Source organism: Paraburkholderia caledonica NBRC 102488, assembly GCF_000685095.1.
GTDB classification, from domain to species: domain Bacteria; phylum Pseudomonadota; class Gammaproteobacteria; order Burkholderiales; family Burkholderiaceae; genus Paraburkholderia; species Paraburkholderia caledonica.
Genome location: NZ_BAYE01000005.1, coordinates 230,320 through 244,457 on the forward strand (window position 1 = coordinate 230,320; position 14,138 = coordinate 244,457).

Annotated in this window: 14 protein-coding genes; 6 read left to right on the forward strand and 8 right to left on the reverse strand. The window is 62.3% G+C overall.

Annotated features, from left to right (window positions below; translation table 11 throughout):
- Positions 1–343: 343 nt before the first annotated feature.
- The 5 genes from BCA01S_RS12825 to BCA01S_RS12850 form a co-directional block, all read right to left on the reverse strand.
- Positions 344–1,147, reverse strand: coding sequence for a GntR family transcriptional regulator (locus BCA01S_RS12825; RefSeq protein ID WP_027777230.1), 804 nt, complete (start codon positions 1,145–1,147; stop codon positions 344–346).
- Between the two features lie 310 nt (positions 1,148–1,457).
- Positions 1,458–2,384 (reverse strand): muramoyltetrapeptide carboxypeptidase, encoded by a 927-nt coding sequence (gene ldcA / locus BCA01S_RS12835; protein WP_027777231.1) that lies wholly within the window; start codon positions 2,382–2,384, stop codon positions 1,458–1,460.
- Between the two features lie 49 nt (positions 2,385–2,433).
- Entirely contained in the window at positions 2,434–3,093 is a 660-nt protein-coding gene (gene tadA / locus BCA01S_RS34825; protein ID WP_084166858.1) for a tRNA adenosine(34) deaminase TadA, read from the reverse strand.
- 71 nt (positions 3,094–3,164) lie between these two features.
- Positions 3,165–3,596, reverse strand: a complete 432-nt coding sequence (locus BCA01S_RS12845) for a DnaJ family domain-containing protein (RefSeq protein WP_027777233.1) — start codon at positions 3,594–3,596, stop codon at positions 3,165–3,167.
- Between the two features lie 622 nt (positions 3,597–4,218).
- A complete protein-coding gene (locus BCA01S_RS12850; protein ID WP_027777234.1) occupies positions 4,219–4,824 on the reverse strand; it encodes a 2'-5' RNA ligase family protein in 606 nt (201 codons plus the stop codon).
- Positions 4,825–5,055: 231 nt separating this feature from the next.
- On the opposite strand from BCA01S_RS12850, the gene BCA01S_RS12855 reads away from it, so the two are divergent.
- The 3 genes from BCA01S_RS12855 (at position 5,056) to chrA (ending at position 9,325) form a co-directional block, all read left to right on the forward strand.
- The gene (locus BCA01S_RS12855) at positions 5,056–6,270 is read left to right on the forward strand and encodes a putative DNA modification/repair radical SAM protein (protein WP_027777235.1); all 1,215 of its coding nucleotides are present in this window, start codon (positions 5,056–5,058) and stop codon (positions 6,268–6,270) included.
- A 6-nt stretch (positions 6,271–6,276) separates the two neighbouring features.
- A complete protein-coding gene (locus BCA01S_RS12860; protein ID WP_027777236.1) occupies positions 6,277–7,755 on the forward strand; it encodes a UdgX family uracil-DNA binding protein in 1,479 nt (492 codons plus the stop codon).
- Between the two features lie 241 nt (positions 7,756–7,996).
- Entirely contained in the window at positions 7,997–9,325 is a 1,329-nt protein-coding gene (gene chrA / locus BCA01S_RS12865) for a chromate efflux transporter (RefSeq protein ID WP_027777237.1), read from the forward strand.
- 45 nt (positions 9,326–9,370) lie between these two features.
- Here the strand turns inward: chrA and BCA01S_RS12870 are convergent, their stop codons facing one another.
- The gene (locus BCA01S_RS12870; RefSeq protein WP_027777238.1) at positions 9,371–10,231 is read right to left on the reverse strand and encodes a class I SAM-dependent methyltransferase; all 861 of its coding nucleotides are present in this window, start codon (positions 10,229–10,231) and stop codon (positions 9,371–9,373) included.
- A 12-nt stretch (positions 10,232–10,243) separates the two neighbouring features.
- Between BCA01S_RS12870 and BCA01S_RS39050 the strand changes: the two genes are divergently transcribed.
- From BCA01S_RS39050 to BCA01S_RS12885, 3 genes are all read left to right on the forward strand, one after another.
- Entirely contained in the window at positions 10,244–10,705 is a 462-nt protein-coding gene (locus BCA01S_RS39050; RefSeq protein ID WP_244145936.1) for a hypothetical protein, read from the forward strand.
- A gap of 234 nt (positions 10,706–10,939) precedes the next feature.
- Positions 10,940–11,674, forward strand: a complete 735-nt coding sequence (locus BCA01S_RS12880) for an ABC transporter substrate-binding protein (RefSeq protein WP_027777239.1) — start codon at positions 10,940–10,942, stop codon at positions 11,672–11,674.
- A gap of 6 nt (positions 11,675–11,680) precedes the next feature.
- On the forward strand, positions 11,681–12,523 hold the full coding sequence (locus BCA01S_RS12885) for an EamA family transporter (RefSeq protein WP_027777240.1): 843 nt from the start codon (positions 11,681–11,683) through the stop codon (positions 12,521–12,523).
- Positions 12,524–12,672: 149 nt separating this feature from the next.
- Here the strand turns inward: BCA01S_RS12885 and BCA01S_RS12890 are convergent, their stop codons facing one another.
- Both BCA01S_RS12890 and BCA01S_RS12895 read right to left on the reverse strand, forming a co-directional pair.
- On the reverse strand, positions 12,673–13,287 hold the full coding sequence (locus BCA01S_RS12890) for a hypothetical protein (RefSeq protein WP_027777241.1): 615 nt from the start codon (positions 13,285–13,287) through the stop codon (positions 12,673–12,675).
- Positions 13,288–13,345: 58 nt separating this feature from the next.
- A complete protein-coding gene (locus BCA01S_RS12895; RefSeq protein ID WP_027777242.1) occupies positions 13,346–14,137 on the reverse strand; it encodes a molybdopterin-dependent oxidoreductase in 792 nt (263 codons plus the stop codon).
- Between the last annotated feature and the right edge of the window lies 1 nt (position 14,138).

Below are 14,138 nucleotides of genomic sequence, written 5' to 3' on the forward strand. Positions count from 1 at the left end.
TGATGGGACCGTCGATTGCGAATCGAAGGGCATTGCATTGGCCATGCCAGTTGCGGCTCTGGCGTCTCGCTCGCGCTTCGCGTCGTTCTGGAAGAACGAGGCTCGAGCCGCCGCCATGGCCACGCCGCGGTTGTCTCCGTACTGAAGTACTTGTGGTTATCGCATTGCCGCCCTTCCGCGGATGTCCGGCAATGCGTTACTGCATTCGAGGCCCATCGCGCAGGCGACGGACGTGCGCGCGCAAGCGGGCAGCGCCCGTGCAGGGCCGCCTTGCAACGCTCGATCAATCCGGTTCAGTTCAGTGCGGCGCGCACCAGCAACGGGCGCACGCCGGCCGCTTGCCTCAGCTTGGCGCGGACCTGGCTTTTTTGAGTGATGCTTTTGATGATGCTTTCGATGATTCTTTAGATGACTCTTTAGGCGAGTCTTTAGATGACACCTTGCCGGCGCCGTTAAGCGCGCCGAATACCTCGTGCAGATCGGCTGCGCCACGCGCGGGCCGTTCCAGCATTTTCAACTCGACGCTTTGCAAATGGCGCGACATGAGCGCCGCCGCCTCTTTTGCATCGCCGGCGTCGAGCGCGGCGAGAATCGCTTCGTGGTCTTCGAACGAACACGGGCTTCGCCCCAATGACTCGTACAACGCCGAAATCAGCGTGGAGCGCGCCACAAGTCCAGTCAGGCAGTCGCACAGCACCGTGTTGCCGGTCAGCTGAGCGAGTTCCGTGTGAAACTCGCCGGACAGACGAATCCACGACGAAAAGTCGCGTGTCTCGAACGCCTTGCGTTCGCGGCCGATCATGCTGCCGATGCTCTTCAACCGCCGCATGCCATGCCCGCCGCAGATCTTTTCGACGACTGCCAGCTCGATGATGCGGCGCATCTCGAACACCTCATGCACCTCCTGGAGCGACGGGCTTGCCACAAACGCGCCGCGGTTCGGTTCGAGATCCACCAGATGATCGGTCGCGAGTTGCGCTAGCGCTTGCCGGATCGGACCACGTTTCACACCGAACACTTCGCACAACTGCGCTTCGGTCAGCTTCGCGCCCGGCGCCAGCCGATGCTCGAGAATCGCGGCGCGAATGCGCTCGGCAATTGCTTCGGGCCTCGAACTATTTGCGTTGACTGATTCGGTGTCGGACATGATATGTGTCTCGGTATGAAGGCCATAATAGGATGGACATAAAGATTGTCAACAATTTTTGTTGGCATCATCGACAATCTTTGCGGCGCCGTGTGCGGCGACGACAGACTGCGTGGCTGGAAGCCCTTCAGCGACTGGGGGAGTTCGATTCGATATGACGATTGACGTCGCTGGCGCGGCGCATTTTGTCGACAAAATTGTCGAGCGCGGCGGTTTTCGGGCTTCACTGAAAAGCCGCAGTTGCTGACCTGGGCTACCCAGAGGGCCAGCGAAAAGGCGGCCTGGCCTGCGCCGCTTTGTTAGCGGTCGTTCAACGCAGACTGGGATAATTCGACAAGGTCAGCTTGAAGCCGTTCGCATCTGCAACCAGGTGCGCGTCGGCGCCGACGGGCAGCGTAAGCATGTCCGGCACGTGGCCGAACTGCAAGCCGGTGACGATTGGAATGCCGATCACCGACCTCATCTGATCGATCATGGCTTGCAGGTCATAGCCGTTGTCGTAGTCGTACGACTTGCCGCCTGAGAAATCGCCGAGCACGAGCGCCTGCTGCTCGCCGAGAATGCCCGACAGGTGCAGTTGATAAAGCATCCGCTCAATGCGAAACGGTTGCTCGTTGACGTCCTCGACAAACAGCACCCCGCCCTGCACCGACGGAATATAAGGCGTGCCGACGAGCGACGTGAGCACCGCCAGATTGCCGCCCCAGAAGGTGCCCGAGACATCCACCGAGTGCGCTTGCGGCACGTTTCTCGCAATGGTTAGCGTCGGCTTTGTCAGCGCGGACCAGAAGTGCTGCATGGTGAAGTCGCTGACATGTTCCGCGCCGAAGTCGCTCATGAGCATTGGGCCGCTGAACGTTTTCAAGCCGGCGCGCGCGAGCAGAGCAAGCTGAATCGCCGTGAAGTCGCTGTGGCCCACCAGCGCAACCGGCTCGCCGCTCAGACGACGTTGCAACCCATCGTAATCGAGGCCATGCAGAATGCGCGCCGCGCCGTACCCGCCGCGCACGGCGAGGACGATGTCCGGCAGCGCGCGGGAAGCATCCGCGAGCCGATTCAAATCCGCCGCGCGCTCGCCGTCGGTGCCGCCAAAGCGCTGATAACGACGCCGCGTCGCGTCTACTCCTTCCACGCGATGCCCTTGTGCGCGCAGGCGCTGCAACGCGCGGTTGAGCACGTCCGCCTCTTGCGGATAGCCGGAAGGCGCAATCAGGTTGAAGGTACGGTGGACGCTCATCAATAGGCTCCGGTCTAAGTGTTCCGCGCGGTTTGGAGAGCGTTGCGATTCAGGGTGCGTCGGACGGGTCTTTCTGCGCGACGACGGCCGCACGTGCCGCCGCGCGCGCTTCGCGGCTCGCGCGCCGCCGCTCGGCAAAGAACGACTTCAGCGCAGCGCCGCATTCGCTTTCGAGCACGCCGCCGATTACCGCGGTGTGATGATTCAACTGTGGGTTTGCAAATGCATCGACGACGCTGCCGCACGCACCCGTTTTCGGATCGCGAGCGCCGAACACCACACGCGCAATGCGGGCGTGCATGATGGCACCCGCGCACATCAGGCAAGGTTCGAGGGTCACATACAGTTCGCAGCCCGGCAAGCGATAGTTCTGCGCGATCTGTGCCGCGGCACGCAACGCGACCATTTCCGCGTGTGCCGAAGGATCGTGCGCGCCAATCGGATGGTTGAAACCTTTCGCGATCACTTCGTCGCCACGCACGAGCACTGCGCCGACGGGTACTTCACCAGCCGCCCGCGCTTCTTCGGCGGCAGCTTGCGCCAGGGCCATGAACCGGCGGTCGCGGTCAGAGACGGTGGGGTTGGCAGCGGTTGCGAGCGGCTCGGGGGGATTGGACGAGGCGATGGGCGCCGCGGCAGCGACACCCGGCTCGCTATTTGCGAAGTCACCGACGATGGTGACAACACCACCGGCAGTAACAGGCGGCATATCCGGCTCCTTTCCTGCCTCGATCCAGTCCAGGTTCGAGCCCAAGGCCCCGCGACCAGCGACCGGCTCGCTCACTGTGTCCCCGAGCCGGCGACCTTCGCGGCAGAGCCTTCTACCGCGGACATATCGCTGTTGGAGGCCCGCTCGGACAATCGCTCTGCAATCCGGCGGCAATATTCGCGCGGCAGCACCAACGGGCCTCCACGTAACGATTCTAGCGCCATATGGAGTGCCAGCATGCGAGCCTGAAGACGGCACCGCGTGGCCTGATCGCTCACGGCATTCAGTTCGGCCTGCAAGTCACGCAACGCGCGCAACTGCTCCATTGCGGGGGGCATAAACCCCGCGTTTTTCAAAATCCGGTTGGCGACGCGCACTTCTTCCGGGACCAGAGCATCGTCGTCCAGGCTGAGCGGCGCGCCTGCGCCCGGCAAATCGTCGAATTCGCCACGTGCGGCGGCGGCGGCAATACGCTGTTCGACTAACGCATCAAGCAATCTCATCTGCAATCCACTACGTTGCGGCCCAAGCATTCTATCAGGGAGCGCACGAGGGTTCCTTCCGCCGGATTCACCTGACCCGCCGGCTTTTCGGATTTTGCGTATTGGAGTCTTGGATGGATGCAAGCTAGGCTTCGAGACTTTTTGCGAGTCACGCTCGCGGCGTGCTTTGGCCGCCTGCTTCGCTCCCCTCGTTCGCCTACCTCGCTTCTCTATTTCCTGCTTTTTTTGCCACCGATCATGCAATTGCAAATGACACACTCACGCCCTACCCACGCAGCGCATTTCACCGCTATAAACACTGCACCGTCGCCCGCAATCCGGGCGCGCGAACGGCGCGCCCCAGCGCTCGCGCGCCGCACCCCGGCTGACAGGCGCTCATTCACTACGGCCCTACGCGCTGCATGCCTAGCCGCCGCGATGTCCGCCTTGCTTTCCGGCTGCGCAGTATTCTGCGGCGGAGCCGGCGGAAGCGGCGGTGGTTTCGGCGGCGTTTGCGCTACTGGTATGCGCTTCTAGACGCACGCCGAGTCCCCCCAAAAAATCGAAACCCCAATTCGCGCCTCGCTGCGCATCCTCCTTTCATGTTCCTCTTCACGACCAACTAATCGTCGCGCCGACGCCACTAGGGCGCGGCCCCTTCAAGCGGCCAGCGCGCGAGCACAATATGCCGGGTGCGCCCCAATAAGCTGTGTATCAACGCGAAACCACGCACATTCCAGCAAACCGGCTCAACCGGACGCGCGGCGGCCCAAGGCAAGCCGTAAGCCAACGTGACATGCGGCGTATAAGTCACTGCCGCGGAACCGGCGCAGCTTTCGATGCCATTGGCGTGCAGCGCTTCCGCCAATGCATCATGAAGCCGATGCAGACCCACCACTCCCTCACTCCCCGTCAACACTAACGGGCCTGGCCGCGGTTTCGACGCGAAACTCTCCGCCGTATTGAATTCGACGCTAAAGGGCGCCATGCGAACCGCGGCAGCCGCTTGCATTGCGGCCTCCACGTGTGCCTGCGGCAGACCGCCCGCGAAATTGCCGAGATGACGCAGCGTGACGTGCAAACGACCGGCGGCAAGCGGTTTACTGCGGGCGCGCGCCTCCCTGCAAAGCTCTTGCGCTAGCTTTGAAATACTGGCCGCGGTATTCGCATCCGGGAATACAGCGAAAAACAGGCCGTCTGTTGGCGTTGGTGGCGCCTCGAGCCCGGGCAACCACAGTTGTTCAGGCATCTTGCTCCTGCGTGCTGAAATCCGGCATCTACACGAATCCCCCTTCACATGAACCGCGCTGGCGAACGCCAGCGGAAAACCAGCAACGAACAAGCAACTGAGCAGTAACCAGCACAGACCGACAGCACGCCAGCAACCCCCCGGACCCCGCCGCCGAACCTGGCAAAAAACGCTTGCGCTTACGAACTGCCCACGTACAATACTGTACATCCATACAGTATCGGCGGCAACGTGGAATTGCAGAAAAAGCTCGAAGTATTGGCCGACGCGGCCAAATACGACGCATCGTGCGCCAGTAGCGGCGCGCCGAAGCGCGCGTCGCGCGGCACGGAAGGTTTGGGTGCCAGCACCGGCGCCGGTATCTGCCATAGCTTCACGCCAGACGGGCGCTGCGTGTCGCTGCTGAAAATCCTGCTCACCAATTTCTGTCTGTATGACTGTCAGTACTGCGTCAATCGGCGCTCGAGCAATGTGCCTCGGGCACGCTTCACGCCTGAGGAGGTCGTGGACCTCACGCTCGACTTTTATCGGCGCAACTACATTGACGGGCTGTTTCTAAGTTCAGGCATCATCCGGTCGTCGAATTACACCATGGAGCAACTGGTGCGCGTAGCGCAGTCGCTGCGCGAAGATCACCAGTTCCGTGGCTACCTTCATCTGAAAACCATCCCCGACGCCGACCCTGAACTCATCGCCAAAGCCGGCCGCTATGCCGACCGTCTGAGCGTGAACATCGAACTGCCGACCGAAGGCAGTCTCGCACGTCTTGCACCGGAGAAAGACGTTCGCACGATCAAGCTCGCCATGGGGTCGATCCGGCTTGCGCAGGAAGAGGCGCTGGGCGACGCAAAAGCACCACGGTTCACGCCTGCCGGCCAAAGCACCCAAATGATCGTCGGCGCAGATCAGACGAACGACAGCACGATCCTGCAGACCGCGGAAACGCTGTACGGGTCGTACAAGCTGAAGCGCGTGTATTACTCGGCATTCAGCCCGATCCCTGACAGTCCTTCGGCGGTCCCCGGCGAGGCGCCGCCGCTGCTGCGCGAACATCGGCTGTACCAGGCAGATTTTCTGTTGCGCGGCTACGGGTTCAACGTCGCGGAACTGTTCGAACAGCCAGGCAATCTGCCGCTCGACATGGATCCGAAACTTGCATGGGCGCTCGGGCATCGCGACCAGTTCCCGGTCGACCTGAACCGCGCGCCGCTTCGCATGATCGCGCGGGTGCCGGGCATCGGCATGCGCAATGCCAAGCGGCTGGTCGAATTGCGGCGCTCTCGGCGGGTGCGTTATGAAGACCTGGTGCGCCTGCGGTGTCCGCTGGAAAAGATCAAGCCGTTCGTCGTCACACAAGACTATCAGGCGGCCATGCACGACGCGTCGTCGGCTCATCTTCGGCGAATCCTGACTCCGCCAATGCAAACGCAAATGCAGTTGTGGTGACGTGTCGTGCTTCATTGCATCGAGATCGAAAACCATTTTGCCGCGTGGCGTACAGCCACTCTCGTTGCGCTGGCTCAAGGCCTTGCGCCGGAGTCGATCGAGTGGCGCGTTAAAGAAGGCGCCGGTGGCCACGGTTCGCTGCCTGGTCAAACGGCACTCGATTACGGCGACACGTCCGGCAAGGTGGCGCTCGGGTCGGACGCCCCGGCAGTCCACGTCTCGAAAGAACTGTCGGCGCTGCTGCATGATGCGGCGCTGTATCGGGAGCCTGACCGGTGGGCATTCCTCTACAAGGTGCTTTGGCGCTGGCAATGCGGCGATCGCGCGGTGGCGTCGCCAGCCGACGTCGACGGCGCCCGGCTCTACCGGATGGCTAAAGCGGTGCGTCGTGCGAAGCACGACATGATCGCGTACGTGCGCTTTCGCAAGCAGAAAGCGGACGCTCAAACACCGGAGTACATAGCCTGGTACGAACCGGAACACGACGTTCTCGCGTGGGCCGCGGAACATTTCGCGCAACGCATGGGGCGCTCGTCGTGGATTATCGCGACGCCTCACGGCGCCGCGTTCTGGAACGGCGAACAACTACATATCGAGGCGCGCCCTGCTCTGCGCCACGAGCATCGCTGCGACACCGAAGACGAGGCCGAGGCGTTGTGGCTCGCGTACTACCGCAGCACATTCAATCCTGCGCGTCTGAACGAAGCTGCGCTCGAACAGCACATGCCGGTGCGGTTCTGGAAAGGGCTGCCGGAAGGCAATCTGATTCCCGCCATGATCAGCGAAGCAAAGAGCGGCGCGCGGCGCGTTGCGCAAGCGAGCGGGGTCGCGGCGCTAGGCGGCAAGTCCATTCCTGTCGAAGCCGAATTCGCTCAGCCCGCCCGCGATCAGCCATCGTCGCTGGACGCCTGCCGGCGCTGCGACCTGTGGCGCAATGCGACGCAAGCCGTGGGCAGTTCGGGGCCTCGTGACGCGCGCATCATGCTGATCGGTGAGCAGCCCGGCGATCAGGAGGATCTGAGCGGCGAGCCTTTCATCGGGCCGGCGGGACAGTTGCTAGACCTCGCGATCGTCCGCGCCGACCTGTCGCGTGAGCAGCTTTATTTGACGAACGCGGTCAAGCACTTTAAATGGGAACCTCGCGGCAAGCGCAGGCTGCACAAAACCGCCGCGCAGCGCGAGGTCGAAGCATGCTCGTATTGGCTGGAGCAGGAGTTGCAAACGGTTCGGCCATCGGTCGTCGTCGCGCTGGGCGCAACAGCGCTCAATGCGTTGCTGCGCGAAAAAGCAAGCTTGCGCGACTATATTGGCAAGCCGTTCGAGCTCGAAGGCGGTTGGGGTATTGCAACGTATCATCCTTCGTTCGCGTTGCGTCAGCAGGACGACGTCGCGCGCGACAAAGTGCTGAGCGCCATCAGCGAAGCACTCGTCGAAGCTCGGAAACTGGCGGCATCGGTACAAGCCAAACCGCGAAGCGTGCCTTAACTGCTAGACTGCGCCGCACGTTCCGTCATGCGGTTTTGGGGGAATCAATGACCGGGGGAGTCAATGACCGGAACGTCAATGACCGGAACGTCAGTGACCGGAAAGCTTAAAGTCAGAAAGCCGGTCCTGAGTGGCGAATCGTCATCGCCCAAACATCCGAGCGACCCTCGCTGGCGAAAAAATACTTGCGACCGCTCGAAGCCCGCGCTCCAGCACCAGGCAAAACGAACAGGACCATTTGATGAAAGACGACGTCGCCCGCGTTCCGCTCTCCACTGCATTCTGGTATTGGCTGCGACTCGGCTTCATGAGCTTTGGCGGTCCGGCCGGGCAGATTGCGCTGATGCACCAGGAACTGGTCGAGAGAAAGCGCTGGATTTCGGAAAAGCGCTTTCTGCATGCGTTGAACTACTGCATGGTGCTTCCCGGGCCCGAGGCGCAGCAACTGGCGACCTACATCGGCTGGCTCATGCATCGCACGTGGGGCGGCGTGATCGCGGGCGGGCTTTTCGTGCTGCCGTCGCTATTTATTCTGATGGGCCTGTCGTGGGTCTATCTGGTGTTCGGCAGCGTCCCGGCTGTGGCCGGCGTGCTGTACGGGATCAAGCCGGCGGTGACTGCGATCGTCGTGTTCGCCGCGTATCGCATCGGCTCGCGCGCGCTTAAGAACGCCTGGCTGTGGTCGATCGCCGCTGCGGCGTTTATTGCCATCTTCGCCGTGAAGGTGCCGTTCCCGTTGATTGTTCTCGTGGCGGGAGTCATCGGTTACGTCGGCGGAAAATATGCGCCCGGCACTTTTGTGATTGGCGGCAAGCACGGCGCCGCCGCCCAGCTTCACGGCCCGGCGCTGATTGACGACGACACGCCGACGCCTCGCCACGCGCTCTTTACCTGGAAGCGTTTTATCATCGTCCTGGCAAGCTTTGTCCTCATATGGCTGGTGACGATCGGCACGCTAACCGCCCTTTTCGGATGGAACGGCGCGTTCACGCAAATGGCCTGGTTTTTCACGAAGGCAGCGCTGCTTACATTCGGCGGCGCGTACGCGGTTTTGCCTTACGTCTACCAGGGCGCGGTCGAGCATCAGCATTGGCTCACGGGGCTTCAAATGATCGACGGTCTTGCGCTCGGCGAGACGACGCCCGGCCCGCTGATCATGGTCGTCGCTTTCGTCGGCTTTGTCGGTGGATGGACGCGAGCGATATTCGGTCCGGACGCGTTGCTTCTGTCCGCTGTCGTCGCGTCAACGATCGTGACGTTCTTCACTTTTCTGCCTTCGTTCATGTTCATCCTGCTGGGCGGCCCGTTCATCGAGACCACGCACGGCAATCTGAAATTCACCGCGCCGCTCACTGCGATCACGGCCGCGGTCGTCGGCGTGATCGTGAATCTTGCCGTCTTCTTTGCGCTGCACGTTTTATGGCCGCATGGTCTGCATGGGAGCTTCGACTGGTTGTCGCTCGTCATCGGGCTGGCGGCTGCGATCGCCCTCTTCCGCTTCAAGGTCGGCGTGATACCAGTGGTGCTGGTGTGCGGCGCGGCAGGGCTCGCGATCCGGTTGCTGGTGTGACGCGCAAGTCGTCGGCCTTATCGCGACGCCTGTGAGGGAACGTGGTCAGGTATTCGCTACTACCAATTCCTCGGTATTGTTCGGCGGACGCAAGCCATCGCTTCTGTTGGCGAAGTAGCGTTGCGTAAGGTCGGCCGCAGAGACGTGCTGCGCCTGCGCGAAGCCGGCTTCGTGGGCAAGGGCCAGCATCTCGGCCGGCGTGAAGAAACTGAGAAAGGGCGTGCCGCTTTCGCGCGCGCCCTTCTCCGCCATTTGCAGTCCAGGGCGCACTTCTGGATCCGCCATGTCTAGCGGCAGCAGAAACGTTGTGGCGAGCGTCGATCCGCGGGCGAAAGCCGCGATCTGGCGGAGCGTCGCCGCATTTGCATCGCGCGTGAGATACATGCTCACGCCCGTCGAGACCACGATTGCCGGCTTACTGTCGTCGAATCCGTGCGCCATAAGCCGGTCCTGCCATGCTTCGCCAGCCTCGAAATCGACCGGCACAAAGCGCAGCCATGGCGGGATGCGGAAACCAAGCTCGCCGAGCCGCTGACGCTTCCACTTCTGCGGCCCCGGCTGATCGACCTCGAACACTGTGAGGCGCGAAGCAATCTCCGGCCTGCGCTGCGCGAAACTGTCGAGCCCCGCACCAAGAATCACATACTGGCCGATCCCGCGCGCCGTCTGTTCGACCACCAGGTCTTCGATGAAACGTGCGCGCGCCACGATCGACGCACGAAACGGACGCGTGAACTGCGGATCCATGTCGCCGCGCTGGCGCCAGTCGTCGCCGGGAGACAGCAGTTCGAGGCCGACTGAGTCGTCGAAAACATGCGGCGCGTCGTCGACTTCCTTGTGCAGCGCTCGCCACAGCGCAACGCGGGCCGCGGTGCTGTCGGGTGCCAGATCTCGCTGATCGTTCATGATCGCCGGTCCTTGCCGTTCGTGCAGTCTTCAAGCAATGAGGGAAAGCGCCCTGCCGTCGCCGCCTTCGCAAGCATGGAGCAAGCACGGGCAAGCGCAGAGCAAACGCAAACCAGGCAACGAAAAGAATATCACCGCGCAGACAGGCATCGTCAACATCATGCACGCGGAACACACCCGGATCAGACCGAGCCCGACCACCTCTCCTATGCGATCATCGCAGTCGAAGGCGCCCATAACGCACCGCTCGATCTGGAAGAACTGGAGGAGAAAGACCTGACGCGCTTTCGCAAGCAGTATGAAAACCTCGCTAACGAAGCGCGAACCGCGCTGCGCGAAGGCGGCAGCGATACCGATTCACCGTTCGTCGCCCATCGCGAATTGGGCGACGAAAAACGGCGTGATGCAGACAGCGACGGTGGCGTCCACAACAAGCCAGCAAAACGTGAGCGCAAGACTAGCTCAGGTCGATGATCGCTTACGGAGTTTGCAATGATTGGACGCTCGAGCCAGCCGGCAATCGAAGGTGCCATGCCACGTTGCCGGCCGCCTGGGCAAGTCCGCCGATTTTCTTTAAGATGGAACGGGACGGAACGCTCGACGCACTGTCCTCGCATCAGCACGATCCTCGAACCTCGAGCCGTTTCCTCAACTCATACGGCCCGCGCATACCCGGAACACCGTGCGGGAACACCATACGGGAACACCATGACCATCGATCAAGCCGTTGTCTCGTCGTTCACGCCTGCCGGCAAAGTGCGGGCGTCGATCAATCTGGGCAACCCGATTCTCGCTAACAAGGACCCGCATACCGGCGAACCGTTCGGCGTATCGGTCGACCTGGCGCGGGCGTTTGCACAAAAGCTCGGCGTCGAACTGGAACTGGTGGTGTTCGACGCAGCGGGCAAATCGGTGCAGGCCGTGAGCGAGGAGCGTGCCGACTTCGGCTTCTTTGCCGTCGATCCGTTGCGTGGCGAGACGATTGCATTTACCGCGCCGTACGTGCTGATCGAGGGCTTTTATCTGGTGCGCGACGACTCGCCCGTCCGAACGAACGAGGACATCGATCAGCCGCATAACCGCGTCGCGGTCGGCAAAGGCAGCGCCTATGACCTCTTCCTCACACGCGAACTGAAGGCCGCGCAGATCGTTCGTGCGCCTACCTCGCCGACGGTCGTGCAGACGTTCCTCGAACAGGGTCTCGAAGTCGCGGCCGGCGTGAAGCAGCAACTCGAAGCCGATGCGCGCAATACATCCGGACTGCGGCTTCTCGATGAGCGCTTCATGGTCATTCAACAGGCAATGGGCACGCCGAAAAGCCGCGGTGAAGCGGCGGCTTCCGCGCTACGCAGCTTCGTCGAGGAAATGAAGGCGTCGGGGTTCGTGGCCGAATCGCTCGCGCGCCATCGGATTGCCGGTGCATCGGTCGCGCCCGCGGCCTGATCGCGCATGCTCAGCTATACGGGCGGCCTGGTCCTTGTCGCGGCGTTGCTTCACGCAAGCTGGAACGCGTTGCTGCACGGCAATCGCGACCGCTTCCTCTCCATGACGTGGATGAGCATCGCCATCGCGACGATCGCCACGCTCATCATTCCATTCACGCCGTTGCCGGCCGCCGCGGCATGGCCGTATATCGTCGCGTCGGGGCTCGTGCATATCGGCTATAACGCAAGCCTTGTGCGGGCCTACCGCCGTGGCGATCTGGCGCAAGCGTATCCGATCGCCCGCGGCTCGTCACCGCTTCTAGTCACGCTCGGCGCGGCGCTCTTCGCGCACGAAGCGATCGGCCCGTTGCGTGCTTTCGGGATCGTGATGATATCCGGCGGCATCATTGGAATCGCGCTCGAAGCGGGAAGCGTGTCGCGCGCCGGCGTGCTAGCCGCACTGACCACCGGCGCGACGATCGCGCTTTACACCGTGATCGACGGCATCGGCGTGCGCCTGTCGGGCGGCGAAGCGCTTGCCTACACCGCATGGATGTTCCTGTTCTACTGGCTGATGCCCGTGCTGTTCGTCGCGATGCGCGGCGTGCCCGCCCTATGGACGCCGATACGCTCGACGCCAATGGCGATCGGCTCCTCGCTAATGGGCGGCGTTGTATCGGTCGCAGCATACGGCATCGTCATATGGGCGATGAAGTCGGGCGCGATGGGAACGGTGTCGGCGTTGCGCGAGACCAGCGTGGTGTTCGCGGTGCTGATCGGGCGGATGTTTCTCGGCGAAGCGGTGAGCGGCAAGCGCTGGCTCGCCTGCGTGGTCGTCGCGGCCGGCGCAATTTGCCTCGGACTGTGAGCGGGCCTTCGCTGATCCGGCGAGTGGCAATGCGCTTGCCTGGGTGATTCGTCGGGTTGTTGCCCGGAAGTTACCTGTGCTGCTTGCTGGAAGGCCGTACCCGTTGGTGAGACACCCAATGCGGTCGGCCTTCCATACCTGAATGCGCTTTACATCGGCGGCGCAACGCCATCCTTTTCAACAACCACACGCTGAGCGACATACGTACCCTGCGACGCCGCCGTTGCCACGATGAACACCTTCTTGCCCGGCGTCAGGTCGGTGCGCGCGGCCGTCGTAAAGGTCACGATAGGTACATTCGGCGGCACCGTCACCTCGTTATTGCCGCCCTTGTACGACAGCTTCAGGTTCCGGCCGCTCGTGCCCTGAACGACCGTGTCGACGTTCGCATTGGTCATCGTGCTGTTCGGGCCGAGGTCCCAGTCATAGTGGCCTTCGCCCGTGCCGCGCGCGGCTTCCGGGAACACCACCACCTCGGTTGCCGTCAGCTTGCCGTCGGTGCCGGTCGTAGCCGCCGTGCCGACGAACGAGCCCGGCTTGATGTCGGAAAGCTGCATCGCCTTGACTGCCGACACGGTGACGGCGGGCTTCAGTTCGATCGACACCGTGTCGCCGCTGCGGCGATGCACCGTGAGGACGTCGCCGTTCAGCGCGACGATATCGCCACGGATGCGCGACGGTTTGGCGGCGGGCGTCTGCGCAAGCGCGGCACCGGCAAAAGACAGCGCCGCAAGCGTGACGCCGAGTTTCAGGCGAATAGACATGAACACTCCATGAGAAACGGTTGAGAAAACTGCAAAGCCCTGAACGGGCCAATGAACATCAGGAACCGCCAAACCAGTTGTAGCCCTGGTTCTCCCAGTAACCACCGGGATAATCGTTCGTCACGCTGATCGCGACGATATGCTTCGGATTCTTGTAGCCCAGCTTGGTCGGCATGCGCAGCTTCATGGGAAAGCCGTATTTCGGCGGCAGCGGGCCGCCGTCGTAGCCAAGCGTGAGTTGCGTTTGCGGATGAAGCGCCGTCGGCATGTCGATGCTCGTCCAGTAGTTGTCCGCGCAATGCAGCGACACATACTTTGCCGTGATGTCGGCACCCGCGCGCTTCAGGAACGAGGCAAAGCGCACGCCGTCCCAACGGCCGATCGCACTCCACCCTTCGATGCAGATATGGCGCGTAATCTGGCTTTCCTGCGGCAACGCGTGCAGCTCGTCGAGCGTCCACACGCGCTTGCCGTTCGCGAGGCCGCTCACCTCCAACCGGTAGCTGGCGGCATCGACCTCCGGCACGTCGTCGATATCGTAGAACGCGTTGAACGGAAACGGCCGCGTGATCATCGACTCGGGATACGTCGGCGCGAGCGTGTTCGGGCTGAAGAGCAATGCCTGCACGTCGTCGTTGAAGGACGACATCTTGCGCAGCATCGTATTCACGGATTTGTCGTTGGACAGATCGCAGCCCGACAGCAGCGCAATGCCGCCGAGCGTGAGAATGCGCTGACCGAGCAGGCGGCGCGCCGGATTCTTGAGTTCGCCGCGTGCATCCTTGATGATGGTCTCTGCATGAGACTGCGCAAACGCGCTGAGTTTTGTGGACTTGTTGCGAAGGGTCATG

Bases quoted from the DNA above. Each gene is read 5' to 3' on its own strand.
- BCA01S_RS12870 (WP_027777238.1), bottom strand. From the start codon at position 10,231: ATGAACGATCAGCGAGATCTGGCACCCGACAGCACCGCGGCCCGCGTT.
- BCA01S_RS12825 (WP_027777230.1), bottom strand. From the start codon at position 1,147: ATGTCCGACACCGAATCAGTCAACGCAAATAGTTCGAGGCCCGAAGCA.
- ldcA (WP_027777231.1), bottom strand. From the start codon at position 2,384: ATGAGCGTCCACCGTACCTTCAACCTGATTGCGCCTTCCGGCTATCCG.
- BCA01S_RS12890 (WP_027777241.1), bottom strand. From the start codon at position 13,287: ATGTCTATTCGCCTGAAACTCGGCGTCACGCTTGCGGCGCTGTCTTTT.
- BCA01S_RS12845 (WP_027777233.1), bottom strand. From the start codon at position 3,596: ATGAGATTGCTTGATGCGTTAGTCGAACAGCGTATTGCCGCCGCCGCC.
- BCA01S_RS12880 (WP_027777239.1), top strand. From the start codon at position 10,940: ATGACCATCGATCAAGCCGTTGTCTCGTCGTTCACGCCTGCCGGCAAA.
- tadA (WP_084166858.1), bottom strand. From the start codon at position 3,093: ATGCCGCCTGTTACTGCCGGTGGTGTTGTCACCATCGTCGGTGACTTC.
- BCA01S_RS12850 (WP_027777234.1), bottom strand. From the start codon at position 4,824: ATGCCTGAACAACTGTGGTTGCCCGGGCTCGAGGCGCCACCAACGCCA.
- BCA01S_RS12885 (WP_027777240.1), top strand. From the start codon at position 11,681: ATGCTCAGCTATACGGGCGGCCTGGTCCTTGTCGCGGCGTTGCTTCAC.
- BCA01S_RS12895 (WP_027777242.1), bottom strand. From the start codon at position 14,137: ATGACCCTTCGCAACAAGTCCACAAAACTCAGCGCGTTTGCGCAGTCT.
- chrA (WP_027777237.1), top strand. From the start codon at position 7,997: ATGAAAGACGACGTCGCCCGCGTTCCGCTCTCCACTGCATTCTGGTAT.